Below are 22579 nucleotides of genomic sequence, written 5' to 3'. Positions count from 1 at the left end.
CCCTCCTCTCGCTCCGAACCGCCGCACCCAGGGGCGACGGGCCCGGCTACCCGGCAGCCGGTCGACCCGTCAGCTCAGGGCCTTGTCCTTGAGCCGCTCGTACTCCTCCGGGGTGATGGCCTGGGAGTCGAGCAACGCCTTGGCCTGGGCGATCTGGTCGGCCGGGGACGACTGGCTCGAGACCTGCCGGATGTAGCTCTCCTGCTGCTCGCGCATCGCCTCTGCCGTGCGGAGCTGTCGCTCCCCCATCCCCTTGCCGCGGACGATGAGGTAGACGACCGCCGTCACGAACGGTGCGACGATGAGGGCGATGATCCAGACGGCCTTGACGATCCCGGAGGCGTCGGGGTCCCTGAAGAGGTCTGTGATCATCGCGAACATCACCATCAGGTACGCGATGAAGGCGAAGCTGATGAGGATGAACCAGACAATGTCCCAGAACGACATCCCGGGCTCCTTCCGCTCGTGGCAGCACGCGGCGCCTCTTGCGCCGTGCGGCTGAGGCCATCGTCGGGGTCCCCGCACCACGTCGCCTCACCCCGAACGGGTGATGCAGCCCACCGACCTGTCGCGGGAACGTGGGACGACGCATCGAGACCCCGCGCCCGGAGGACGGAGCCCCACCATGAGCGACGCCGAGGAGATCGACCGGCTCCGAGCACGGGTGGCCGAGCTGGAGGCGGAGCGGGCCGCCGGGGCCGGGACCGCACCCGGGGTGCCGCCGGCCGACCGACGCTCCGCGTGGCGGTCCACGGCTGCCGGGGTGATGATCACGCTCGCCTGCGTGCTGGCACCGCTGTCCGTCGCGTCCGTCTGGGCCAGCACCGTCATCTCCGACACCGACCGGTACGTCGAGACGGTGGCCCCCATCGCCGACGACCCGGACGTCCAGGCGGCCATCGCCGACGAGGTGACCGTCGCGATCGTGGAGAACCTCGACATCGACGCACTGACCCTCGAGGCGCTGGGGGTGCTGGCGGAGCAGGACAACATGCCGCCCCGCGTCGCCGACGCGCTCCCGGCGCTGGCGGTGCCCCTCAGCCAGGGGATCGAGAGCTTCACGCACTCCCAGGCCGAGCGCCTCCTGGCCAGCCCGGCGTTCGAGACGGTGTGGGACGAGGTCAACCGGGTCGCTCACACCCAGGTCGTCACGCTGCTGGAGGGCAACGAGGGGGGCGCCGTGAGCGCCCAGGACGACACCATCACCCTCAACCTCGCTCCCATCATCGAGCAGGTCAAGGAGCGCCTGGTCGACCAGGGCTTCGAGCTCGCCGCCCGGATCCCGGAGATCGACCGGACCTTCGTCCTCGTCGAGTCCGAGGCCATCACCTCGGCGCAGCGCGGGTACGTCGTGCTCAACGCCCTCGGCGCCTGGCTCCCCTTCGTCGCGGTCGGTCTCTTCGTGGGAGGGGTGTACGCCGCGCGCAACCGACGCCGGGCGCTGCTGAGGGGGTCGCTCGGTGTCGTGGCGGCGATGGTGGTGCTCGGTGCGGGGCTGGCCCTGGCCCGCACCTTCTACGTCGAGACCACGCCCGCGGGCATCCTGACCGCGGAGAGCGCGGGCAACACCTTCGAGACCCTCGTGCGCTTCCTCCGCAGCAGCCTGCGCGCGGTCGCCGTGCTCTTCCTCCTGCTGGCGGTCGCGGCCTTCGTGACCGGTCCCTCCACGGGGGCGGTCCGGACGCGGGGGTCGGTCCAGCGGGGCCTCGGCTCACTGCGGGGCAGCGCGGAGGCGGCCGGCTGGCAGACGGGCCCGGTCGGGGACTGGATCTACGCCCACCGGGGCGCCCTGCGGATCGCCACATTCCTCGCGGGAGGACTCGCACTCATGTTCTGGAGCCAGCCGACCGTCTGGGTGGTGGTCGGCGTTGCGGCGATCGTCGTGCTCGTGCTGCTGGTGATCGAGCTCCTGGGTCGTCCACCGGCGACGGCGCCCGCCGGCTGAGCGGCCGGGCCCCACCCCGCCCGGGTCATCCGTTAAGGGTGAGGCGGCGGGCCGGTCCGCCCCTCTATACACGTAGTCAAGACAACCAACCGTGCCGTCGGTACTGACCGACGCCCGGACGGAAGGAGCGCACGATGTCATCCACCAACAGCCGATCCGGGGCCCTGCCGAGCGACCCGGGCTACAGCCCCGGCGCCGTCGGCATCACCGTGTTCGCCGGCGTGCTCATGGTCCTGAGCGGCAGCCTCCAGGCCATCCAGGGCATCGTCGCCCTGTTCAACGACACGTTCTACGTCGTCGGCGAGGAGTACACGTTCCAGTTCGACGTGACCTCCTGGGGATGGATCCACCTGATCATGGGCGTGGTCGTCGCGCTCGCCGGCGTCGGGCTCTTCCAGGGTGCCGTCTGGGCACGGACCGTCGCGGTCATCGTGGCGTCCCTCAGCATCATCGCCAACTTCATGTGGATGCCCTACTACCCGTTCTGGAGCCTGACGGTGATCGTCTTCGACGTCTTCGTCATCTGGGCGGCGACCATGCACGGCCGCGACATCACCGAGTAGGCATCCCGCCCCACCCATTCCCATCCGAGGAGCAACCACAGTGACGTCCACCACCACCGAGGTCCACGGCCCCGTCGACTTCGTGCTCATCGAGTTCCCGGCCGACCGGCTCACCGGCGAGGCCGGGCCTGCCTTGGTCGACCTCGTCGAGCGCGGGCTGATCCGCCTCTTCGACCTCACGGTCATCAGCAAGGCGGACGACGGGTCCGTCGTCGTCCTCGAGCTGACCGACCCGCTGGTCGGGGACGGCGGGTTCTCGTACTTCGCCGGCGCCCAGACAGGACTGATCGGCGACGACGACATCCGCGAGTCCGCGGAGGCCATGACCCCCGGGACCGTGGCCGCCCTGATCGTCTACGAGAACACCTGGGCCGTGCCGTTCGTCGGCGCGGTCCGCAACAGCGGTGGCGAGCTCATCGCCAGCGCGCGCATCCCGGCACCGGACGTGATGGCGGCCCTGGACGCGCTCGAGTCGGAAGACTGAGGAGAGGAAGACCATGCCCGGACTACTAAGAGGAGTGGCGCGCACGGCGGTCGTCGCCGGCACGGCCACCGCAGTCAGCGGTCGCGTCCAGCGTCGACAGGCCGAGAAGTACGCCGGCCGCGACGCCCAGATCTACGCCGACCGACAGGCGGCGTACGACCAGCAGACGTACGACCAACAACCGCCACCGCCCGCCGCAGCACCGCCGGCCGCTGCACCGCAGGTGGACATCGTCTCCCAGCTCAAGTCCCTGGCCGAGCTCCGGGACCAGGGCATCCTCACCGAGGACGAGTTCACCGCCCAGAAGGCGAAGATCCTCGGCCCATGACCGCCGCGGACCCGTGGACCGGGCGCAGGTCGGCACACGGGTCCGCGAACGGGGCGACGACCTCGTGAGGAGCGCGGGCCGCTCAGCCGTCGCCGTTCGAGCGCTCGGCCCGGTCGTGCTGCAGCGCCGCTCGCCGCTCGGTCATCGCCTCCTTCGCGAGGTTGACCACCGCGGCGATGAACACGATGTTGAAGACCATGTGCGCCGTGACCACACCGCGGGCGAGCTGCCCCTCCGCGTGCACGTCGCCGAACCCCACCGTGGCGGTGGTGGTCGTGGCGAAGTACAGCGCATCGAGCCGGGTGACGAGACCCACGAACTGCTCCGGGTCCCTGTCAGCGAGCAGGTAGTAGACGAACGAGAAGACGACCAGCACGACCTCGAGCACGAGCACGAGGTGCCAGCCGGACATCCCGCTCCGGGCGCCGCGAGCCTCGCCGGCGACGATCCACACGACGGTGACGAGCGCCGCGACGCTGAGCAGGATCCCCGTGAGCACCCCGACCGGGGCGCGGTCCGCGTCGACCGGGAACACGAAGTAGAGGACGAGCACGGCGACGGGCATCAGGACGACCTTCAACCACGGGTGCTTCACGGTCGCAGCCTAGGGCAGTCACGGGTCGCCGCGCAGCGACGACCAACAGTCGCCCCCCGTCCCACGAACCGGGAGATGACATGAACCAGCAACTGCCCCGTATCGCCCTGGTGCTGCTGGTGGCGGCGAGCCTCACCATCACGCTCGGCGGTGCCCGGGCCATCTCCGACATCATCGGTCCCACCGTGCTGGCCCTCGTGCTCACCATCACGGTGCACCCGGTGCGACGTCGGCTCGTCCGGCGGGGGTTGCCCGAGTGGCTGGTCTCGCTGGTCACCGTCATCTCGGTCTACCTGCTGCTCCTCGGCGTGACCGTCGCGGTCATGTACTCGATCGGGCGCCTCGCAGCCCTCATCCCGCAGTACACCGAGGACCTCGACCAGTACGTCGCCGACGTGGGCGCCTGGCTGGAGGACCTCGGGCTGGGTGCCGACCAGATCCAGGCGATGGCCGACGCGTTCGACGCCGGCAGCCTCGTGGGTGTGGCCACCGACATCTTCGGGGCGGCGCTGGGGCTCGTCTCCAACCTCTTCTTCATCGTGACCGTCGCCCTCTTCATGGCCTTCGACACCGGGTCGCTCGGGCGCGGCCTCGAGCGGCTGCGAGAGCTGAAGCCGGACCTGGTCGCCGCGCTCGACAGCTTCGCCACGGGCACCCGGACCTACATGGGCGTCTCCGCCGTCTTCGGGTTCATCGTGGCGGTGATCGACGGGGTGGTGCTCTACCTCATGGGGGTGCCCGGAGCGTTCGTCTGGGCGGTGCTGGCCTTCGTCACCAACTTCATCCCCAACATCGGATTCGTCATCGGCGTGATCCCCCCGGCAGCGATCGCGCTGCTCGAGGGCGGACCGAGCCTGATGCTGGCCGTCATCGCGGTCTACTGCGTGATCAACTTCGTCATCCAGTCGATCATCCAGCCCCGGTACGTCGGCGACGCCGTCGGCCTCACCCCGACCATCACCATGCTCTCCCTGGTCTTCTGGGCCTGGCTCCTCGGAGCGCTGGGAGCCCTCCTGGCGGTGCCGCTCAGCCTGCTCGTGCGTGCCCTGCTGATCGAGGCGGACCCCGGCGCACGGTGGGCACTGCCCCTCGTCTCCGGCCGGCCGCCCGCCGACCCACCGCCCCCCGAGGACACGGGAGACGCCGGGGAGGCCGGGAAGGCCGAGGACACCGGGGACACCGTGGACACGATGGCCAGGCCCGCAGACCCCGCACCGCAGGGTCACTGAGCGCTCTCGGCCGTGCGGTGGCCCGAGGCCTCCAGCATGCCCACCAGCACCCGGTGGAGCTGGTCCGCGCCCTCGATGGACACCGGCAGCCCGGCCATCAGGTCCGCCGGTGCGAGCAGCACCCCTTGGTCCTGCCAGCCCCCGAGCCCGCCGTGCGATCCCACCAACCCCTCGAACGCGGCGACGTCGTGGGTGACCGGGTCCAGGACGCTGTTGACGTAGAGGTCGGGTGCCTCCGCCAGCAGCACGGCGCGGGCCAGCACCCGGGCCGCGTGGTCGCCGTAGGGGGCCAGCGGGTCGACCCCGAACACCTCCCCGGTCGCCAGGTTGTGCCGGCCCTCCTCGCCGACCGCCCACGGTGTGCCCGTGACGTCCAGGCCGGCGACGAACCCGACGCCCGGGTGCCGGGCGAGGCCAGGGACGAGCGACGGCCAGGCGAGGTCCAGCTCCTCCAGCGTCCGGCGTCGGGGCTCGCGCAGGTAGACGAGCCCGAGGTTGCCGGAGCCCAGCACGACCACGGGTTCCTCGCCCGTCTCCCCCGTCGTCGGCGTCCGCTGTGCCTTGCCCAGCTCGGCGCCGGCCCGGGTGGCGATCGTGCCGGACAGGCCGGCGGTACCGATGTCACCCACCATCGAGTCCACCCGACCGAGTCCCTCGACGGCCTCGTCCACGGACTGCACGTGCTCGTCCATCAGGCCGGCACACACGTCCGCCAGGGTCTCGCCGTAGCGGTCCGCGAACACCGCGCCCTGGGACTGGCCGTGGTCGGAGAGCACGACGATGCGGTAGCGGCGCGGCGCCACGGCGGCCAGGCGGGCGAGGTCGCGCAGGGTCCTGTCGAGGCCGTCCAGCGCCGCCAGCGACTCGGGTCGGAACAGCCCGGCGTGGTGGGCGATCTCGTCGTAGTCGACGTAGTCGACGTAGATGCTGCGCGTGCCACGACGCATCTCCTCGGCGACGAGGGCGGTGTTGAGGTCGCGCAGCAGGGCGTTGGTGATGGCCCGGAGCACGGCGAAGTCCCAGCCCCGGTGCACGCGCGGGTCGAGGTCGCGCTTGACCTGGCGTCGGGACTGCCAGCGCTCCTTGACGACCTCGGCGAGGGTGCGGGGAAAGCTGCGCACGAAGCCGCTCGGCGAGGTGAGGAACCACCCGAAGGCCCGCCGTGTCTGCGTGGTGCCGCGCTTGAGCTCCACCCGGCTCATCGTCATCAGGCAGCGGGGGGCGTCCCCGCTGAAGAGGTTGGAGATCGACACCCCGCCGTCGTACAGCAGGCCCCGCCCGGTGCTGGCCCGCTGCTCGATCACCCGGGCATCCGCCGGCTTGTTGGCGACCAGCACCCGGCCGAGCTCGCGGTCGTACCAGCGGAAGGCCGGGACGCGGTCGACGGTGCCGTGCAGGATGCCGAGCTGGCTGGCCGGGGTGGTGCAGGGCAGCTGGGCGGTCCAGGGCCGGGCCTCGTACTCCCCCGACGCCAGCCACCGTCGGATGTGCGGGACCGCCCCGGACTGCACCGCCCACTGGAGCACCGGGAACGGCACCCCGTCGAGCTGGACGAAGAGCACCCCGTCCACGTCGGGGTCGAGCACCTCCTCCGACCGGCGGGTGGCCCGCCGGGTCAACGACGTCACGAGGCCGTCGTCGGTCCCGGCCGTGGTCGCCCAGGAGATGAGGGTCCCGACGAACGCGCTGACCCAGGTGGCGACCAGCGCCGTCCACGGCGAGGACTCGATGCCCGGGACCGTCCGGATCGCGACGTACATGATGAGGGCCTGCCCGGCCAGCACGATCACGAGCACCGCGAGCCAACCGACCCGGGCGGAGACCTCCACCAGGACAGGACGCAGGCCGAGGCCGACGACCCCGGCGACGGCCGCGACGGCGGCGTACGCCCACCAGCTCGTGGCCGACAGCCCCGGGACGAGGGCGCCCGTGACGATCAGTGCCGCGGTGGAGGAGGCCCAGGCGGCGAGCAGCCGGGCCACGTCGCCGGACCGCACCCCACGACGGGGGGCACTCCTCGCGGGCACGGGGTCTCAGCCGTCCGCAGGCAGGATGCCCGGGGCCGACCTCGTGAGCGACCAGGTGAAGTCCAGCTCCACCTGGACCCTGCCGTTCTCGACCTCGACCTCGAACTCCGCCGTCACCTCGTCGGGGATCCGCAGGGTGACCGCACCACCGCCCCCGACGGGGAGGGTGACCTCGCCCCCGTGGGTGAACCCCTTCGAGAGGGCCAGCAGCCAGACGGCCGCCTCACCCCTCGAGAGCGACTTGGTCCGCTCGAAGCTCACATCGGCCATCGCCTGGGTCCTCTCCTCCGACCGCCGGCCGGCTCGAGGCGGCGGCCCCGGACGGCCACCACCGCCCTTGCGCCCAGTCTGCGGGGCGGGCGCGACGAGCGCCTCACCTGTACCGGATGAGGTGCCGGGACCCCGGTCGTCCCCGTCCCGGCGCGGTCGCGGCCGTCAGTGGAGCAGGGACTTGGCCACCATGATGACCACCCCGAGGAGCCCCGCGCCCACACCCTCGATCAGGGCGGGTCGTCGCGGGGTGTGCGCCTGGCGGGCGCCGAGGTAACCCACGACCGTGAGCTCCACGACCGAGAACGAGAGGGCGACGTACGCCGCGGTGGTGGACTCGAGTCCCGCCGCGTGGGCGAGCACGTAGACCACGATGGCCGGGACCCCGCCCTTGATCACACTGGCCTTGTGGAGGGCCGCGGACGCCAGTCGGTGGACCAGGCCGCGCGTGTCGCCGTCGAAGCGGACGGACAGGGCGTGGACGTAGAGGTCCGCCATCCAGTAGATGACGACGACGCCGAACGCGATGCCCGCGACCCGCGTGGGGCCGTCGTCGTGGAGGCTGGCCGAGGCCAGGGAGGTGGCGCAGATGATCGCGCCGTACATCAGGCCCGGGGGGTCGGCAGCGGCCAGCCACTGGACCAGCGGCGCGGCGCGGGAGGGCCTCGTGGCCGGTCCCGACCCGGGCGGTCCTGCTGCCTGGCGGTCGGTCACGGACCCGTCGACCCTTCGCGCTCCGGTCGCCGGGTGCCATCGAGGTCACGGCCGGTGACGCCGTGGTCCGGCAGCCCGGGCTGCAGCCTCCCTGCTCGCCGTCGATCGAGGGAGTCGACCACCACGGCGGCCGCACCCACCTCGACCGCCATCCGCATCACGGGCGCACCGAGGACACCTCGGCCCCCTGCCCGTCCCGCACGCAGTGCCATCGGCGCCCCTCACGTCTCCCTCGGCGACAACACGGCGGTCAGCTCGGCCTCGATGGAGGCGAGCAGCGCCGACAGGGGGATGTTACCGCTGGCGACCATCTGTCCCCCGGCCCGCCGGGCGGCCGTCAGGAGCGGGAGCACCCACGCGTTCTCCCAGACGATGACGCCGGCCACGGAGCCCGGCCTCATCGAGGCGGCGAGCAGGTCCACGTCGGCAGTGGAGAAGATCTCGGACGAGCGGTCCTGCAACCGCCTCATCTGTGCGGTCGTGATGACGTCGCCGGCCTCGTGGCCCTCGACGCCACCGTCCTCGTCCTTGACCAGGACCAGCAGGTCGAGGACGCGGATGAGCCCGACGTCGTGCAACCGCGTCAGCTCCGCGACCATCTCGTCGACGAACGCCTGGCCGTCGGGGGGGAACTCCACGACCACGTAGTCCACGGGTCCCAGCTCGTCGACGAAGGGTGACTGATCGGTCACGAGCGGCCTCCGTCCTGGCTGACTCGAATCATCGATCTCACCCGATCAGGGGGCCATCCCCCTGATCGGGTGAGAGCCGCGACAAGGCATTCTCGGCGGGAGTCGCCTGTGCCACACTCCGAAATCGGAGAACGGGGATGCGCGTGAGTGCGAGCCAGGGTGACGGGGGCGTGCTCCCGCGCGCCCTCTCCGCGCTGCACGGGGGTGGCGCCACCCCCGGCAACGGGTTCGTCGTCCGGGACCGGCTGGTGTCCGTCCTCCTCGCCCCCCACTTCGAGACCACCATCCTGGTCAGCGGTCCGGCCGGTGCCGGCAAGACGACCCTGGTGGGGCAGTGGCTCCAGAGGGACGCGCGGGCGTGTGCCCGGATCCGGGTCTCCTCCGCCCTGTCGGCGCCTGCGCCCCTCGCTGCCGCCCTCATCGAGGCGCTGGGGCACCTGGGACCGATGACCCTGGGCGCGCGGTCGGTCGTGACGGCCTCCGAGCCGGTCTTCTCCTCGATGCTGCTGCCGCTGCTCACTGAGCTGGCCGCGACCCGTCCGGAGCCCTACCTCCTCGTCGTCGACGACATCCACCTGCTGGGCGACCCCACCTGCCACCTGGTGCTCCAGGCGGTCGCCGACGGAGTCCCGACCGGCTCGGCTGTCGTGCTGCTCTCCCAGGACCGCTTCCCCCCATGGCTCACCACCACGCGCACCGAGGGACGGCTCCTCGCGATCGACTCCGACGCCCTCGCGTTCGACGTGGACGAGGCGGCCGCCCTCTACGCCGGGATGGACTGTCGCCTGACCGACGCCGAGGTGGCCAGGTCGGTCGAGCACACGCAGGGGTGGGCGGTGGCGATGTACCTCGGCGCCCTCGAGCGCCGTCGCCGGTCCCCGACGCGCGGCGGCGACGTCGTACCGCTGCCCGCCGCCCACGACCACGACGCTGCCGCCTACGTCCGGTCCCAGGTCCTCGACGGGCTCGACGACGACGTCCAGGAGTTCCTGGTCCGCACCTCCATCCTCGACGAGCTCGACCCCGGGCTGTGCGACGCGGTCCTGGGACGCACCGACTCCGCGGTGGTCCTGGGCTGGCTGCACGAGCGGCTCCAGCTCGACGTGGAGGTGGACCACGCGCGGCGCGCGCTGCGCCTCCACGAGCTCCTCAGGAGCGTGTTGACGGAGGAGCTCGAGCTGTACGAGCCCTTCTTCGTGGAGACGCTGCACCTCCGGGCCGCCAAGTGGCTGGTCCGGCACGGCGAGCTCGATGCGGGGATCCGGCACGCACAGGCGTCCGGCTACCTCCCCTACGTCGGGTCGCTGATCTGGCCCGAGGTGCCCGCGTGCGTCGGCACGGGACGCCCGGACCGGCTGCGGACCTGGCTGGCAGCCATGTCCGACGACGACATCTCGCGGGACCGCTGGCTGACGCTGGCAGCGGCGTGGTCCTGCCTGCAGTCCGGCGACGACCTCCGTATGGAGAAGTGGTTGCTCACCGCCGCGGACCACGCTGGTCGTGGTTGGCGGGACGGCTCCGCCCCGGACGAGTACGCCGCCTCGCTGGCGGTGATCGAGGCGGTCGTCGGTCGCCACGGGCTCGACGACGTCCTGGCCCTCTGCGCGATGGCCGCGGACGGGCTCCCGGCGTCCTCCCCGTTCCAGGCCGCGGTCTGCCTCCTCCGCGGCATCACGCTGGCCTTCGAGGGGTCGCTGGATGGTGGCATCACGTGCGTCTACGAGGCCGTCCGCCTCGGCCATGCCCTGGACGTGCCCGTCGTGGTGGCAGACGGCTCGGCCTGGCTCGGCCTGATGAGCCTCCTGCAGGGAGACCACTCCAAGGGACTGGCGCTCGTCGACCAGGCCGCCGACGCGATGACGGAGTTCGGCCTGGAGCGCCTGGCCACCTCCGCCCACACGCTGACCGCGCTCGCCCTGGCGCAGGCCGTCAGGCGCGACTCCACGGCCGCCGCCCAGACGCTCGCGAGAGCCCGCCTCCTGACACCCATGATCGCCGGCATCGCGCCGTGGTTCGCCGTGCTGGGACGACTCGTCCTGGCTCGCACCGCGGTGATGCTCGGCCAGGGATCCGTCGCCCGGCAGCTGCTCCGGGAGGCACACGAGCACACGACCGCCGACCTCGAGGACCGACCCGTGCTGGCCGACCTCCGCGACCAGGTCGAGGTGCAGCTGCGGATGCTGTCCGTCGACGGCGTCTCCGCCGCCGCGCTCACCTCGGCAGAGCTGCGGGTCCTCCAGTTCCTGCCGAGCCACCTGAGCTTTCCGCAGATCAGTGAGCGCATGTTCCTGTCGTCCAACACCGTGAAGACCCACGCCCTGGCGATCTACCGCAAGCTGGGCGTCTCGACCCGCGGTGACGCCGTGGCCCGCGCCCGGTCCCTCGGGCTGCTCGACCAGCTCCCCCTCGACTGACCGGCCCTCCTTGCGGCCGCGGCGGTCACCCGTTGAGGGTGATCCAGCGCAGTGGCGGACCGGTGTGCAATGCAGGGAGAGGAGGTGTGCGCCGCCGATGACCACATCGATCCAGCAGGGCCTGCTCGTCCCCGTCGATCTCGCCCTGGGCGTCGCCGCGCCGGTCTGGCGTCTGGGCGTCGGTACGACGCGGGTCGCGGCCCGCGCGGCTGCACCCTGGCTCCGGCTCTCCCTACGTCCTCCCGGCGTCCCGGCGCACCTGCAGCCGGGCCACTGGCTCACCGAGCTCGCACTGGCCGGTGCGGACCGGCGCGAGGAGCTGGGGGGCCGGGCCGCCCGGCGCCTCGACGTCGTCGTCCCGGCCACCGCCGGCGTCGTGCTGGACCGGATCGACCTCACCGAGGTCGTGGTCGAGCGCGTGGACCTCGAGACCGTGGTCACCACCGTCCTGGACCGCCTCGACCTCACCGCCGTCGTCCTCGAGCGCGTCGACCTCCAGGCCGTGGTCACCACCGTCCTGGACCGCCTCGACCTCACCGCCGTCGTCCTCCAGCGCGTCGACCTCGAAGCCGTCGTCACCACCGTCCTGGACCGCCTCGACCTCACCGCCGTCGTCCTCCAGCGCGTCGACCTCGAAGCCGTCGTCACCACCGTCCTCGACCGCCTCGACCTCACCGCCGTCGTCCTCCAGCGCGTCGACCTCGAAGCCGTCGTCACCACCGTCCTCGACCGCCTCGACCTCACCGAGATCGTCCTCCAGCGGGTGGACCTGCAAGCCGTCGTCACCACCGTCCTCGACCGCCTCGACCTCACCGAGATCGTCCTCCAGCGGGTGGATCTGCAGGCCGTCGTCGCGACGGTGCTCTCCCAGACGGACCTCGTCGCCATCGCCGAAGAGGTGATCGACGCAGTCGACCTCCCGGAGATCATCCGCGAGTCCACCGGCTCGATGGCTTCCGACACCGTCCGGGGCGCCCGGATGCAGGGTATCTCGGCCGACGAGGCCGTGGGACGGGCCGTGGACCGGTTGCTGCTGCGCCACACCCGCCGTGGCGCTCCGGTGCCGGACCTCCCGCCCGTCACCGTGTCCGAGGGTGCGCCCCGGAGCCACGCGCCCGAGCGGACGCCCTGAGGTGGCGACGCCCGACAGCGGCGTCTCGCCCCTCCCCCGGGAGGCACGTCCCTACCAGGGCCGGCGAGCCGGAGTCATCACCCGGACGGTCGCCGCGGGCATCGACGGCGTCGTCGTCTGCATCGTGCTGTCGGCGGGATACCTCGGCTTCGCCGGGCTGAAGTTCCTCTTCGACCCGCGGGGCTTCACCTTCCCGGACGCTGGATTCGTCTTCAGCATCGTCGCCGGGTTCGCGGTCCTCGTGGTCTACCTGACCGTCGCCTGGTGGCTCAGCGGTCGCAGCTACGGCTGCCTGGTCATGGGGCTGCGGGTCGTCAACCACCGGGGCGAACCGCTGCACCTCGCGGGGGCCTTCGTCCGGGCACTCTTCTGCGCTGCCCTGCCGATCGGCCTGCTCTGGGTCGCGGTCAGCCGGGAGAACCGGTCCGTCCAGGACACGGTGCTCCGCACGTCCGTCATCTACGACTGGCAGCCGCGAGGCCACGGGAACGGGAACGGGAACGGGACGTCACTCCCGGGGTGAGCGACCTCAGGCGGTGGCGTGCGTGGCGGGATCGTCCGCCGGTCCCCCGAACCGACCGGTCCGCCTCGCCTCGCGCCCGAAGACCATGATCGCGATCCCCTCGGTGATCACCTGTACGCCGAGGAGGATCCCGAGGAGCGTGTACGTGGCCTCCACGAAGTTGAAGAGCACGATGAGGCCCAGGGCGAGCGACACGACGCCGCCGAGGAGGAGGGGCAGGCGTTGCTCGGGATAGCTGACGGCGGCCGCGAGACGCGCGATGCCGATCGCGGTGAAGAGCGCGCCGGCCACGAGGGTCACGGTCACCGCGGCCGCGGTGGTGTGCCGCAGGAAGACGATGCCGAGCACCGTCATCAGGCCACCTCCGAGGAAGCCGCTCCAGAAGCCGTCCTTGCCGATCTGGAAGAGGGACAGCGCGAGCACGAACACCCCGGTCGCGAACAGCAACCAGCCCACGAACAGCAGCGACAACGTCGTCGCGGTGGCCGTGTGGCCCAGGATCACGAGCCCGACGAGCACCTGCAGACCGCCCAGGACGAGGTCGAGCCCCGTCCTGCCCTTGACCATCTCCGCCATCACGCCCTCCTCCATCGTGTCGCGACGGAGCACGCCGTCGCGCAGGACCACTCTCCCCAGCGTCGTGGCGCGCCCGGCCGTCGGCCTCGCCTGATGCGGGTGAATCGACGTCCCGCATGGGTCACTGCAGGGCCGAGGTCAGCCGCATCACGTTGTCGAGGTACCTCGAGCCGCGCGACCTGTCGGCCCACTCGGCCCCGGTGAGCTCCCGCGACAGCGAGCGGTAGGTGTCCTCGACCGCGCGCATCCCCTCGACGATCCCGGGGCCGGTGAGCATCAGCGAGACCTCGTAGTTGAGTGCGAAGGACCGCAGGTCCATGTTGCTCGACCCGATCACCGCCACGTCGTCGTCGACGGAGAAGTGCTTGGAGTGCAGGACGTACGGCGCGGGGTACAGCCAGATGCGCACCCTCGCCTCGAGCAGCGCCTGGTAGTAGGAGCGCTGGGCGTGGTGGACCATGAACTGGTCCGCCTGCTCGTTGACGAACAGCTCGACGTCGACGCCGCGCTGCGCCGCGGTGGTGATCGCGTAGAGCAGCGACTCGTCGGGGATGAAGTAGGGACTGGTGATCGACAGGCGCCGCTGCGCTCCGTAGATCAACGTGGTGAACATCCGTAGGTTGTTCTCCGTCGCGAAGCCCGGACCGCTGGGGACCACCTGCGCCACGAGCTCGCCGGTCCCCGGCAGGGCCATGGCGCCCGGCGTCGAGTCCATGGTGTCCTCGAGCACGTCGCCGGTCTCGCTGTACCAGTCGGTGAGGAAGACGGCGTTGAGCTCGGCGACCACGGGGCCCTCGACCCTCACGACCAGCTCGACCCACTGGCGACCGGCCTTGCGGTGCGCCGGTTTGTTGTAGGAGGGCTCGATGAGGTTCTGGGAGCCCGCGAAGCCGACGACCCCGTCCACGACGAGGATCTTGCGGTGGTTGCGCAGGTCGGGGCGGCGCACCCGGCCGCGCAGCGGGTCCAGCGGCATCATCCGGTGCCACTCGATGCCCGTCCCCTCGAGCCGCGTGAGCATCTCCTTGTAGACCGGGATCCCCCGCGACCCGAGGTGGTCGAAGAGGAAGCGCACGCTCACGCCGCGGTCTGCGGCCCGGACGAGGGCCTCGAAGAACGGTGCGGTGACCTCGTCCCACGCGCTGATGTAGAACTGCACGTGGACGAAGCGCTCCGCGGTGTCGACCAGCTCGGCCATCGCGGCGATGCTCCCGACGTAGTCGGGGAAGAGCTGCGCACTGTTGCCCGGGACGGCGGGCAGCGCCCCCAGCCGTCGGTTGAGCACCGCGACAGAGGCGACGTACGCCGGCTCCGGTCGGTGCTCGCCCAGCTCGGCGATCGCGCTGGTCCGCTCGTGGATGATCGCGTTGACCCGCTGCTGCTTCTCCTGGCGGGTCCGCTCGACCCGGTTGCTGCCGAACAGCAGGAACGCCAGCAGCCCGAACAACGGCACGGCGATCACCAGGATCAGCCACGCCATCCCGGTGGAGGGACGGCGATTGCCCGGGATGATGCCCAGCGCCGCGACGACGACGCCGATCTCCAGGGCGAGCAGGCCGATTCCGAGCAGGGTCGCCAGGGAGGGTAGCCAGGCAGGCAGCACGGGCGCCTACTCCGGGATCGTCAGGACGTCGACGATGGTGATGCCCATGGAGGCGAGGAAGTTGATGACGCCCTGGAGCTCCTCCTGGTCGACCACGGTCCCGGTGAGCGTCGTCTGGGCGGTCGTCACCGTCGGCACCAGCTGCGGGAAGGCACTGAGGAGCTCCTCGCTCACGACGTCCTGGACGCGGATCATCACCTTGGTCACCGACCACTCCTGCCTCGCACCCCGGGACGCCTGTATGTCCCTCGACAGTAGGTCGCAACCGTCCGGATCCCTTCACCGGAATCGGGGGAGCCAGCCTCCGGCGCGGCGCGCCACCGCGGACAGGAGGAGCCACGAGACCCCTCCAACCCCTACATTGGGGTGAACAGGGCTCGTGGCCGTCGACTCGGGGAGGGTGACGGACACAGACTCACGGGCCTGTCGTCGTGAGGGAGAGCACGTGGCGACATCCAAGGCACGAGACCGCCAGGCCACCGCTGCGCCCCGAAAGGCGCCGAAGCGAGCTGCCTCGACCCGCGGTGCTCCGACCCGGCGGGAGCCCCCGGTCCCCGGCGCTCCCTGGCTGCCCCAACCCTACGCGCCCCGCCACGAGCTGTGGGCCCACCTCGACGCCGCCACCGAGAGCGCCGTGACCGTGCTGGTCGCGCCGGCCGGCGCGGGGAAGACGCTGGGCGTCGCAGGGTGGCTCGCCACGACCACCCCCCTCGCCGACCCGATCTGGTACGCCGCCTCGGCCACCAGCACGGTCGCCCAGGTGGAGGAGGTCCTCTCGAGGGCCGCGGGCACCCCGGACAGCCCGCCGCGACTGCTGGTCGTCGACGACGCGCACCTCCTCTCCGCGGCCTGCGTGCGCCTGGTCGCGGAGCGGCTCGACGCCGACCCGGAGCAGCTCCGCATCCTGCTCATGACCCGGTGGGACCTGGCGATCCCCCGTCTCGTGCCCGAGCTCCTGGGCCACATGACCGTGCTGCGCGGCGACGTGCTCCGGCTCAGCCGGGAGGAGTCCGCGTGGTTGGCCCTCCAGCACGCCGGCGCGACGCGCGGCGACGTGCTCGAGGCGATCGTCGAGCGGGCAGGCGGCTGGTGTGCCGCGCTGGTCCTGGCCGCCCGGGCCAGCGCCGCGATGCAGCCCGGTGACGACGTGGCCGCGATGTTCCGCACCTCGGGCGGGACGGTCGCCGACCTGGTGGCCGGTGAGGTCTTCGTGGGGCTGCGTCCCCAGGAGCGGCACCTGCTGCTGTGCGTCTCGGGCGAGACCGACCTCACCGAGGAGACCGCCCGGCACCTGACCCGTGACCCCCGGGCCGGCGAGGCCCTGTCGTCGCTGGAGTCCACCGGGCTGCTCGTGAGCAAGGTGTCCGCCGTGGCCGGCGTACCGGGCGGCGAGGAGCGCTACCGCATCCACCCGCTGCTGAGCGAGGTCGTCCGCCGGCGCCTGGTCGCCGGCGGCGTCGATGTGCAGCGCGCCACCGCGACGGTCCTCCGGGCCACGTGGTCGGACCTGGCCGGCGGCCACACCGCCGACGCCATGCGCCGGCTCCTCGTGCTGGGCCGCTACGACGACGCCGGTGCGGTGCTGGCCGAGCACGGCGCCCGGCTGGTCATGGCCGGCGAGGACGAGTGCGTCGACGCCTTCCTCCGGGCGGCCGGACCGGCGATTGACGAGCACCCCGCCTCGTGGGGGCTCATCGCCCGGTCGCGGTGGGCGGCAGGCGATGCGGACGCCGGACGGCACTGGGCCGATCGGTTGCTCCGCCACGAGAAGACCCACCCGGGGACGGTCTCGGCGCTCGAGTACCACAGCATCCTGCTGCACCGCTCGCGCAGCAGTGGTGCGCACCAGAAGCGGCTGGTGGACGCTGCCCTGGTCGAGGTGGAGCGTGCTGTGGACGCCGTGGTCCCAGACCCCCATCTCCCCCTCGTGCTGCTCGAGGTCGGCGTCGCCGAGAACTGGCTGGGCCTGCTCCCCGCGGCGGAGGAGCACCTCACCCGTGCCGTGCTGCTGTGCCGCGCCGAGGGCTTGGGCGTCGCCGCGGCCAAGGCCCTCTCGCACCTGGCCCTCACCCAGTTCATGCTGGGTCGCGAGCAGGCGTGCCACGCCCTCGCCGAGGAGTCGCTCGCGCTCGCCGAGCAGCACCCACGCACACCGGCGAGCGCGCGGGCCCGGGCCGAGCTCGCCCGGATGCTGGTCTGGTTCGAGACCTTCCCGCTGCCGCCGACCCCCGAGCCGGACCCGGCCACGCCCGGTGACCCTGCCGGCGCCGCCCCGTGGCAGCTCCCGACGCTGCCGCAGCAGCTCGACGACCTCACGGCCGAGTTCTGGCGCCAGGTCATGCAGGCCCGGCTCGCCCTGCTCGGCGGGTCGGTCCCCGACTCCCTGCGTGCCCTCGAGGCCCTGTCCCCCCTGCAGAGACTGCCCCAGCACCTCCGGATCTGTGCCCTGGTCGAGCAGGCCGGCCTCGCCGTGATCACCGGCAACCGCAGCGCCCTGCGCACCCTTGCCGACGCCCTCGGCGAGGCCGGCGCCGAGGGCGAACGCCTCTGGGTCCTCGGCGCGGCCGAGGACGTCGACGGAGACCTCCGCAAGGCCGCCACCCTCTACCAGCGGGCCGCCGCCGGATCCCGGCGCGGTCAACCACCCACCCGCGCCCTCGCCCTCACCTGCGCCGCGCAGCTCTGCGACTACCTCGGCGAGACCGAGACCGCCCACGACCTGGTCGTCCAGGCGGTCGACGCGACCGCGAGCCGACGGCTCGGCAGCCCGTTCCTCGGCTGGAGCCGCCACGGGACACGGATCGGGCATGTGCTCGCCGGGGCGAAGGCCCTCGACGACTCCGGCTGGGGCGTCGAGCTCCGCGAGGCGTGCGCCGAGCTCCCCGGCCTGTCCGCGATGTTCGCCCCCGTCGTCGCCACCGAGCACGAGCTCGCCACCGTCTCCGAGACGCACCGCGCGCCCAGCCTCAGCCCCCGCGAGCTCGAGGTCCTCCGCGAGCTCGCCCGAGGGTCGACCTACAGCGACGCAGCGGCCAACCTCTTCGTCAGCGAGAACACCGTGAAGACCCACGTCTCCAGCCTCTACACCAAGCTCTCCGTCGGCCGCCGCAGCGAGGCACTCGCGGTCGCCCGCAAGCTGCACCTCATCTGAAGACGACATCTGAGGCGCCTCACCCCCACGGACCGAACACGACCTCCCAGTCACGGGCCATGCTGGCGACCGCCCAGCCGGCGCGGGCGGCGACGTCGGTGATCGGCTCGGGTTCGGCGAAGGTCTCCGCCGAGCTGACGTAGGCGAACTCCCGCTCGGCGTCGTCGTGGTCGACCAGCAGAGCGAGCGTGGGTCCCTCGCCGGCCGCCGCCCACTCGAGCATCTCCCGGTCACCGCCCGAGTTGCCGGCCGCCATCACGGGTCGCCGGCCGAGGTGCGACTGGATGTGGGACACCTTGGCCGCACCCTCGTTGGCCACGCCGTCGAGGGCGGTCGTGCGCCGGAGCACCGGGCCGCCGTCCTCGACGCCGTAGGCGTAGGACACCAGCGAGCCGACCACGGCCTCGGGCGGGACGCCGTACAGGTCCTCGCTGACGGCACGGACGAACTCGGTGCCCCCGCCCGTGACGATGCAGACGGTGAAGTCGAGGTGCCGGAGGGCGTCGACGAGCTCGAGCATCGGCTGGTACGTCGTGGCACGGACGGGCCTGCCCAGGGTCGGGTGCTCCGCACGCGCCAGGTAGTCCCGTGCCTGTGCCGTGAACTCCTCGGGCGTGGCCCCGTCGAAGAGGCCCAGCAGGGCGAAGGCGACCCGCTCGAGGCCCAGCTCCCCCATCGCCGCTCGGTCGCCCGCCAGCACGGCGGCGAGCTCGGGCACGGCTGCCAGGGCGGGGTCGTCGGCGCGGCTGCGGAGGGCGTCGACGAAGAAGTCGAGCTGGACGTAACCGGGGCGCTCGCACCACAGCGTGCCGTCGTTGTCGAAGCAGGCCACCCGGTCGCGCGGGGGGATCTGCGGCGCCGCCCGGAGGAACCCGATCACGGCGTCCCGGGTGGGCCCGGGGCGCCACGAGGGCAGCATGAAGGCATCGTCGATCATCGGCTCCCCTCACCGGCCGCCCCCGGCGACCGGTTGACGCACCGGAAGCCCACGTGGCTCATGCCGGTGTCGACCATCTGCGGGCGTCGGGCCGCCGGCCGGTAGCGCAGGCAGTAGGTGTCGGCGCACAGGTGCGACCCGCCCTTGATGACCTTGCGGCCGACCCTGAACTGGGGCTGCCGGGGGTCGTAGCTGGTCTCCTGCTCCCCCCCGCGCGGGTCGGCCGGCGCGCAGCACGCGCTGCCCGCGTCGTCCGGGTGACGGGTGGTCCACCAGTCGTCGGTCCACTCCCAGACGTTGCCGGCCATGTCGAAGAGCCCGAACCCGTTGGCGGGGAACGAGCCGACGGGTGACGTCCGCGTCCACCCGCTCTCCTTCGTGCTGCGCCACGGGAAGTCCGGGCCGTCCCAGGTGTTGGCCATGATCCGGCCCTCGGGCCTTGGCTCGGCGCCCCAGGTGAAGTCGGCACCCTCGAGGCCGCCCCGGGCGGCGTACTCCCACTCGGCCTCGGTGGGCAGGCTCGCGCCCGCCCAGGCGGCGTACGCCGCGGCGTCGTCGTGCGCCACGTGCACCACGGGGTGGTCCGGCCGTCGCTTGACCGAGCTCCCGGGCCCCTCGGGCGCGGTCCAGCACGCGCCCGGCGTCCAGGTCCACCACTGGGAGAGGTGGCGCAGGTCGACCGGCCCGCTGGTCGGGGTGAACACCATCGACCCGGGCTGCAGGTTCTCCGGTGGAGCCCCGGGGAAGTCCGCGGGGTCGAGCGGCCGCTCGGCGACCGTCACGTGCCCGGTCGCGCGGACGAACCGGGCGAACTGCTCGTTGGTCACCGGGACCGGGTCGATGGCGAAGCCGCTGACCCGCACCCGGTGCACCGGGGCCTCCTCGGGGTAGAACGAGTCCGAGCCCATCGCGAACGTTCCGCCCGGCAGGGCGACTCGGTCGCGCACGTGGTTTGTCGTGGTCCTCACGGGTTGTCAGCTGCTCCCGACGCCGGCCTTGAGCTTGGCCATGACCTGCTCGATGTTGAAGCTGGCCGGTTCCTGGCGGGCCGGGAACTCCACCAGTGTCTGCAGCATCCTGGCGACGTAGGCCTGGGCCGGGACGAACAGCCAGATGTGGTCGAGCACCCAGTCGAAATAGGTGTTGGAGGTGATGTCGGCGCGCTCGTAGGGATCGGTCTTCAGGTTGAAGAGCTTGGGGAACCGGAGCTCGGTGAAGGGTTCCTGCCAGATCTGCAGGGTGCCGGTGGCGCGCTGCTCCAGGAACACGAACTTCCAGTTGTCGTAGCGCAGCGCCGTCAGGTCGCCGTCGTCGGAGACGTAGAAGAAGTGCTTGCGGGGGCTCTCGTCGACGGCCCCGGTGAGGTAGTCGAGCTGGTTGTGTCCGTCGAGGTGCACCCGGTACGTCGTGCCATCGAGGTCGGCTCCCACCTTGAGCCGGTCGGCGACGTCGGTGTCGCCGGCGGCCGCCAGCAGGGTGACGAACCAGTCGTTGTGGCTGACGATCCCGTTGAGCACCTGGCCCTCGGGGATCCGCCCTGGCCAGCGGACCATCGCCGGCACCCGGTAGGCGCCCTCCCAGTTGGAGTTCTTCTCGCTGCGGAACGGCGTCATCCCGGCGTCCGGCCAGGAGTTCATGTGCGGTCCGTTGTCGGTGGAGTAGATGACGATCGTGTCGTCCGCCAGGCCCTGCTCGTCGAGCCAGTCCAGCACCGAGCCGACCAGGTCGTCGTGGTCGCACATCGTGTCGTGGTACTCCGACTGCCAACGGCCGGCGCGGCCCTTGCTGCCGTCCTTGACGTGCGTCCGGAAGTGCATGTGGGTCGTGTTGAGCCACACGAAGAACGGCTCGTCCGCGTCCTTGGCATCGCCCATGAACCTCAGGGCCTCGGGAACGACCTCGTCGTCGATCGTCTTCATCCGCTCCTTGGTGAGCGGCCCGGTGTCCTCGATGCGCTGCGTGCCGTCCTCGTTGGCCCACGAGTGGATGACGCCCCGCGGCCCGAAGTTCTTGCGGAAGTCCGGGAAGTCCTCCTCGGTCGGGTAGTCGTCGAGCTCCGGCTCCTCCTCGGCGTTGAGGTGGTAGAGGTTGCCGAAGAACTCGTCGAAGCCGTGTGCGGTCGGCAGGAACTCGTCCAGGTCGCCGAAGTGGTTCTTGCCGAACTGTCCGGTGCGGTAGCCCCGCGCCTTGAGGGCGGTGGCGATCGTGGGGTCCTCGGCCCGGAGGCCGATGTCGGCGCCGGGCATGCCGACCTTGGTCAGGCCGGTGCGGTAGGGGTTCTGACCGGTGATGAAGGCCGCGCGACCGGCGGTGCAGCTCTGCTCGCCGTAGTAGTCGGTGAACCGGGCCCCCTCCGCGGCGATGCGGTCGATGTTCGGCGTGCGATAGCCCATCAGGCCGTCGCTGTAGCAGCTGAGGTTGCTGATGCCGATGTCATCGCCCCAGATGACGAGGATGTGGGGGACCTTGGCCATGGCAGCCTCCTGGGCGCTCACCGAGTGGCCGGCGTACGCCGGACCATCGCCACGCTAGGTCGGTCCCGGAACGACGACCCTCACCTGAAGAGGGTGACACGCAGTTGACGGACGGTCCTCACACTCACGTCATGACGACGGAGCACACCTGGGCCCAACGACTGTCCGCCGAGTTCCTCGGAACCTTCGTCCTGGTGCTGGGGGGTTGTGGTGCCGCCGTCCTCTCGTCGGGCATCGCCGACGTCGGCATCGGGTTCCTCGGCGTCTCGCTCGCCTTCGGGCTCGCCGTCCTCACCATGGCCTACGCGGTCGGACACGTGAGCGGCGGTCACTTCAACCCCGCGGTGACGGTCGGCCTCGCGACGGCGAGGCGCTTCCCCTGGTCGGACGTCCTCGCGTATGTCATCGTCCAGGTGGTGGCGGCGGTGGCCGCAGCCACCGTCCTGTTCGTCATCGCCAACGGCGCCGAGGGCTTCGACGCCCAGGCGTCCGGGTTCGCCAGCAACGGGTTCGGCGACCGGTCTCCCGGCGGCTACTCCCTCGTGGCCGTCCTGGTCGCCGAGGTCGTGCTGACCGCGATCTTCCTCTACGTCATCCTCGGTGCCACCGACACGCGAGCACCCAAGGGGTTCGCCCCGCTGACCATCGGTCTCGCCCTGGTCCTGATCCACCTCGTCAGCATCCCGGTCAGCAACACCTCGGTGAATCCCGCCCGGTCGACCGGTCCGGCCCTCTTCGCCGGCAGCGACGCCATGGTCCAGCTGTGGGTCTTCTGGGCCGCTCCGCTCGTCGGCGGCCTGGTCGCCGGGGCGACGTACGCCCTGCTCTTCGGCAAGGACGCCCAGGCGGTCCCCCTGACGGACGCCACCGAGGCCTGAGTGCTCGCCGTCGACGTCCGCGTGCCGCCCGGCGCGGTGGCCGA

22 protein-coding genes are annotated in these 22579 nt (G+C 71.8%); 10 read left to right on the top strand and 12 right to left on the bottom strand.

Annotated features, from left to right (window positions below; all coding sequences use genetic code 11):
* Window positions 1-69: 69 nt before the first annotated feature.
* Window positions 70-447, bottom strand: a complete 378-nt coding sequence (locus tag DAE25_RS05585; RefSeq protein WP_107765224.1) for an SHOCT domain-containing protein — start codon at window positions 445-447, stop codon at window positions 70-72.
* A gap of 178 nt (window positions 448-625) precedes the next feature.
* Here DAE25_RS05585 and DAE25_RS05580 point away from each other — a divergent pair, with 178 nt between their 5' ends.
* From DAE25_RS05580 to DAE25_RS05565, 4 genes are all read left to right on the top strand, one after another.
* Window positions 626-1945: a hypothetical protein gene (locus DAE25_RS05580; protein WP_107765223.1), complete on the top strand. Its 1320-nt coding sequence runs from the start codon at window positions 626-628 to the stop codon at window positions 1943-1945.
* 134 nt (window positions 1946-2079) lie between these two features.
* Complete coding sequence (locus tag DAE25_RS05575) at window positions 2080-2508, top strand: DUF7144 family membrane protein (RefSeq protein WP_107765222.1); 429 nt, start codon at window positions 2080-2082, stop codon at window positions 2506-2508.
* 40 nt (window positions 2509-2548) lie between these two features.
* On the top strand, window positions 2549-2992 hold the full coding sequence (locus DAE25_RS05570; protein ID WP_107765221.1) for a DUF6325 family protein: 444 nt from the start codon (window positions 2549-2551) through the stop codon (window positions 2990-2992).
* A 13-nt stretch (window positions 2993-3005) separates the two neighbouring features.
* The gene (locus DAE25_RS05565; protein ID WP_107765220.1) at window positions 3006-3320 is read left to right on the top strand and encodes an SHOCT domain-containing protein; all 315 of its coding nucleotides are present in this window, start codon (window positions 3006-3008) and stop codon (window positions 3318-3320) included.
* Between the two features lie 82 nt (window positions 3321-3402).
* On the opposite strand, the gene DAE25_RS05560 is transcribed toward DAE25_RS05565, so the two are convergent.
* The gene (locus tag DAE25_RS05560) at window positions 3403-3915 is read right to left on the bottom strand and encodes a potassium channel family protein (RefSeq protein ID WP_159083599.1); all 513 of its coding nucleotides are present in this window, start codon (window positions 3913-3915) and stop codon (window positions 3403-3405) included.
* Between the two features lie 80 nt (window positions 3916-3995).
* On the opposite strand from DAE25_RS05560, the gene DAE25_RS05555 reads away from it, so the two are divergent.
* A complete protein-coding gene (locus tag DAE25_RS05555) occupies window positions 3996-5144 on the top strand; it encodes an AI-2E family transporter (RefSeq protein WP_107765218.1) in 1149 nt (382 codons plus the stop codon).
* On the opposite strand, the gene DAE25_RS05550 is transcribed toward DAE25_RS05555, so the two are convergent.
* The 4 genes from DAE25_RS05550 to DAE25_RS05535 all read right to left on the bottom strand — a co-directional run bounded on the left by DAE25_RS05550 (window position 5138) and on the right by DAE25_RS05535 (window position 8847).
* Window positions 5138-7141, bottom strand: a complete 2004-nt coding sequence (locus DAE25_RS05550) for a phage holin family protein (protein ID WP_159083598.1) — start codon at window positions 7139-7141, stop codon at window positions 5138-5140. The two genes, DAE25_RS05555 and DAE25_RS05550, sit on opposite strands and share 7 nt — an antisense overlap.
* Window positions 7142-7177: 36 nt before the next feature.
* The gene (locus DAE25_RS05545; protein WP_107765216.1) at window positions 7178-7441 is read right to left on the bottom strand and encodes an amphi-Trp domain-containing protein; all 264 of its coding nucleotides are present in this window, start codon (window positions 7439-7441) and stop codon (window positions 7178-7180) included.
* A gap of 165 nt (window positions 7442-7606) precedes the next feature.
* A complete protein-coding gene (locus tag DAE25_RS05540; RefSeq protein WP_107765215.1) occupies window positions 7607-8155 on the bottom strand; it encodes a hypothetical protein in 549 nt (182 codons plus the stop codon).
* Window positions 8156-8376: 221 nt separating this feature from the next.
* On the bottom strand, window positions 8377-8847 hold the full coding sequence (locus DAE25_RS05535) for a DUF6325 family protein (protein WP_107765214.1): 471 nt from the start codon (window positions 8845-8847) through the stop codon (window positions 8377-8379).
* A 143-nt stretch (window positions 8848-8990) separates the two neighbouring features.
* Here DAE25_RS05535 and DAE25_RS05530 point away from each other — a divergent pair, with 143 nt between their 5' ends.
* The 3 genes from DAE25_RS05530 (at window position 8991) to DAE25_RS05520 (ending at window position 12916) form a co-directional block, all read left to right on the top strand.
* Window positions 8991-11261 (top strand): helix-turn-helix transcriptional regulator, encoded by a 2271-nt coding sequence (locus DAE25_RS05530; RefSeq protein ID WP_159083597.1) that lies wholly within the window; start codon window positions 8991-8993, stop codon window positions 11259-11261.
* Between the two features lie 97 nt (window positions 11262-11358).
* A complete protein-coding gene (locus tag DAE25_RS05525; protein ID WP_107765212.1) occupies window positions 11359-12393 on the top strand; it encodes a pentapeptide repeat-containing protein in 1035 nt (344 codons plus the stop codon).
* Between the two features lies 1 nt (window position 12394).
* A complete protein-coding gene (locus tag DAE25_RS05520) occupies window positions 12395-12916 on the top strand; it encodes an RDD family protein (protein ID WP_107765211.1) in 522 nt (173 codons plus the stop codon).
* 6 nt (window positions 12917-12922) lie between these two features.
* Here the strand turns inward: DAE25_RS05520 and DAE25_RS05515 are convergent, their stop codons facing one another.
* The 3 genes from DAE25_RS05515 to DAE25_RS05505 all read right to left on the bottom strand — a co-directional run bounded on the left by DAE25_RS05515 (window position 12923) and on the right by DAE25_RS05505 (window position 15302).
* Window positions 12923-13543, bottom strand: coding sequence for an HdeD family acid-resistance protein (locus DAE25_RS05515; protein WP_199907448.1), 621 nt, complete (start codon window positions 13541-13543; stop codon window positions 12923-12925).
* Window positions 13544-13613: 70 nt separating this feature from the next.
* Window positions 13614-15095 (bottom strand): cardiolipin synthase, encoded by a 1482-nt coding sequence (gene cls / locus DAE25_RS05510; protein WP_234410871.1) that lies wholly within the window; start codon window positions 15093-15095, stop codon window positions 13614-13616.
* 6 nt (window positions 15096-15101) lie between these two features.
* On the bottom strand, window positions 15102-15302 hold the full coding sequence (locus tag DAE25_RS05505; protein WP_107765210.1) for a hypothetical protein: 201 nt from the start codon (window positions 15300-15302) through the stop codon (window positions 15102-15104).
* Between the two features lie 238 nt (window positions 15303-15540).
* On the opposite strand from DAE25_RS05505, the gene DAE25_RS05500 reads away from it, so the two are divergent.
* Complete coding sequence (locus tag DAE25_RS05500; protein ID WP_159083596.1) at window positions 15541-18246, top strand: helix-turn-helix transcriptional regulator; 2706 nt, start codon at window positions 15541-15543, stop codon at window positions 18244-18246.
* 19 nt (window positions 18247-18265) lie between these two features.
* Here DAE25_RS05500 and DAE25_RS05495 read toward each other — a convergent pair whose 3' ends face one another.
* From DAE25_RS05495 to DAE25_RS05485, 3 genes are read right to left on the bottom strand one after another with little or no spacing between them, the layout of a single operon-like run.
* A complete protein-coding gene (locus DAE25_RS05495) occupies window positions 18266-19183 on the bottom strand; it encodes an HAD family hydrolase (RefSeq protein ID WP_107765208.1) in 918 nt (305 codons plus the stop codon).
* The gene (locus tag DAE25_RS05490; protein ID WP_199907447.1) at window positions 19180-20130 is read right to left on the bottom strand and encodes a formylglycine-generating enzyme family protein; all 951 of its coding nucleotides are present in this window, start codon (window positions 20128-20130) and stop codon (window positions 19180-19182) included. The genes DAE25_RS05495 and DAE25_RS05490 overlap by 4 nt, the downstream gene beginning before the upstream one ends.
* A 27-nt stretch (window positions 20131-20157) precedes the next feature.
* Window positions 20158-21657 (bottom strand): arylsulfatase, encoded by a 1500-nt coding sequence (locus DAE25_RS05485; RefSeq protein WP_107765207.1) that lies wholly within the window; start codon window positions 21655-21657, stop codon window positions 20158-20160.
* 131 nt (window positions 21658-21788) lie between these two features.
* Between DAE25_RS05485 and aqpZ the strand changes: the two genes are divergently transcribed.
* Complete coding sequence (aqpZ, locus tag DAE25_RS05480; RefSeq protein WP_107765206.1) at window positions 21789-22535, top strand: aquaporin Z; 747 nt, start codon at window positions 21789-21791, stop codon at window positions 22533-22535.
* Window positions 22536-22579 lie beyond the last annotated feature (44 nt).

Source organism: Nocardioides terrigena (assembly GCF_003047265.1).
Classification (GTDB): domain Bacteria; phylum Actinomycetota; class Actinomycetes; order Propionibacteriales; family Nocardioidaceae; genus Nocardioides; species Nocardioides terrigena.
Note: the sequence above shows the minus strand (reverse complement) of the source record. Positions and strands in the feature narration are given on the sequence as shown.

Bases quoted from the DNA above. Each gene is read 5' to 3' on its own strand.
- aqpZ (WP_107765206.1), top strand. From the start codon at position 21,789: ATGACGACGGAGCACACCTGGGCCCAACGACTGTCCGCCGAGTTCCTC.
- DAE25_RS05525 (WP_107765212.1), top strand. From the start codon at position 11,359: ATGACCACATCGATCCAGCAGGGCCTGCTCGTCCCCGTCGATCTCGCC.
- DAE25_RS05495 (WP_107765208.1), bottom strand. From the start codon at position 19,183: ATGATCGACGATGCCTTCATGCTGCCCTCGTGGCGCCCCGGGCCCACC.
- DAE25_RS05555 (WP_107765218.1), top strand. From the start codon at position 3,996: ATGAACCAGCAACTGCCCCGTATCGCCCTGGTGCTGCTGGTGGCGGCG.
- DAE25_RS05580 (WP_107765223.1), top strand. From the start codon at position 626: ATGAGCGACGCCGAGGAGATCGACCGGCTCCGAGCACGGGTGGCCGAG.
- DAE25_RS05575 (WP_107765222.1), top strand. From the start codon at position 2,080: ATGTCATCCACCAACAGCCGATCCGGGGCCCTGCCGAGCGACCCGGGC.
- DAE25_RS05585 (WP_107765224.1), bottom strand. From the start codon at position 447: ATGTCGTTCTGGGACATTGTCTGGTTCATCCTCATCAGCTTCGCCTTC.
- DAE25_RS05485 (WP_107765207.1), bottom strand. From the start codon at position 21,657: ATGGCCAAGGTCCCCCACATCCTCGTCATCTGGGGCGATGACATCGGC.
- DAE25_RS05545 (WP_107765216.1), bottom strand. From the start codon at position 7,441: ATGGCCGATGTGAGCTTCGAGCGGACCAAGTCGCTCTCGAGGGGTGAG.
- DAE25_RS05565 (WP_107765220.1), top strand. From the start codon at position 3,006: ATGCCCGGACTACTAAGAGGAGTGGCGCGCACGGCGGTCGTCGCCGGC.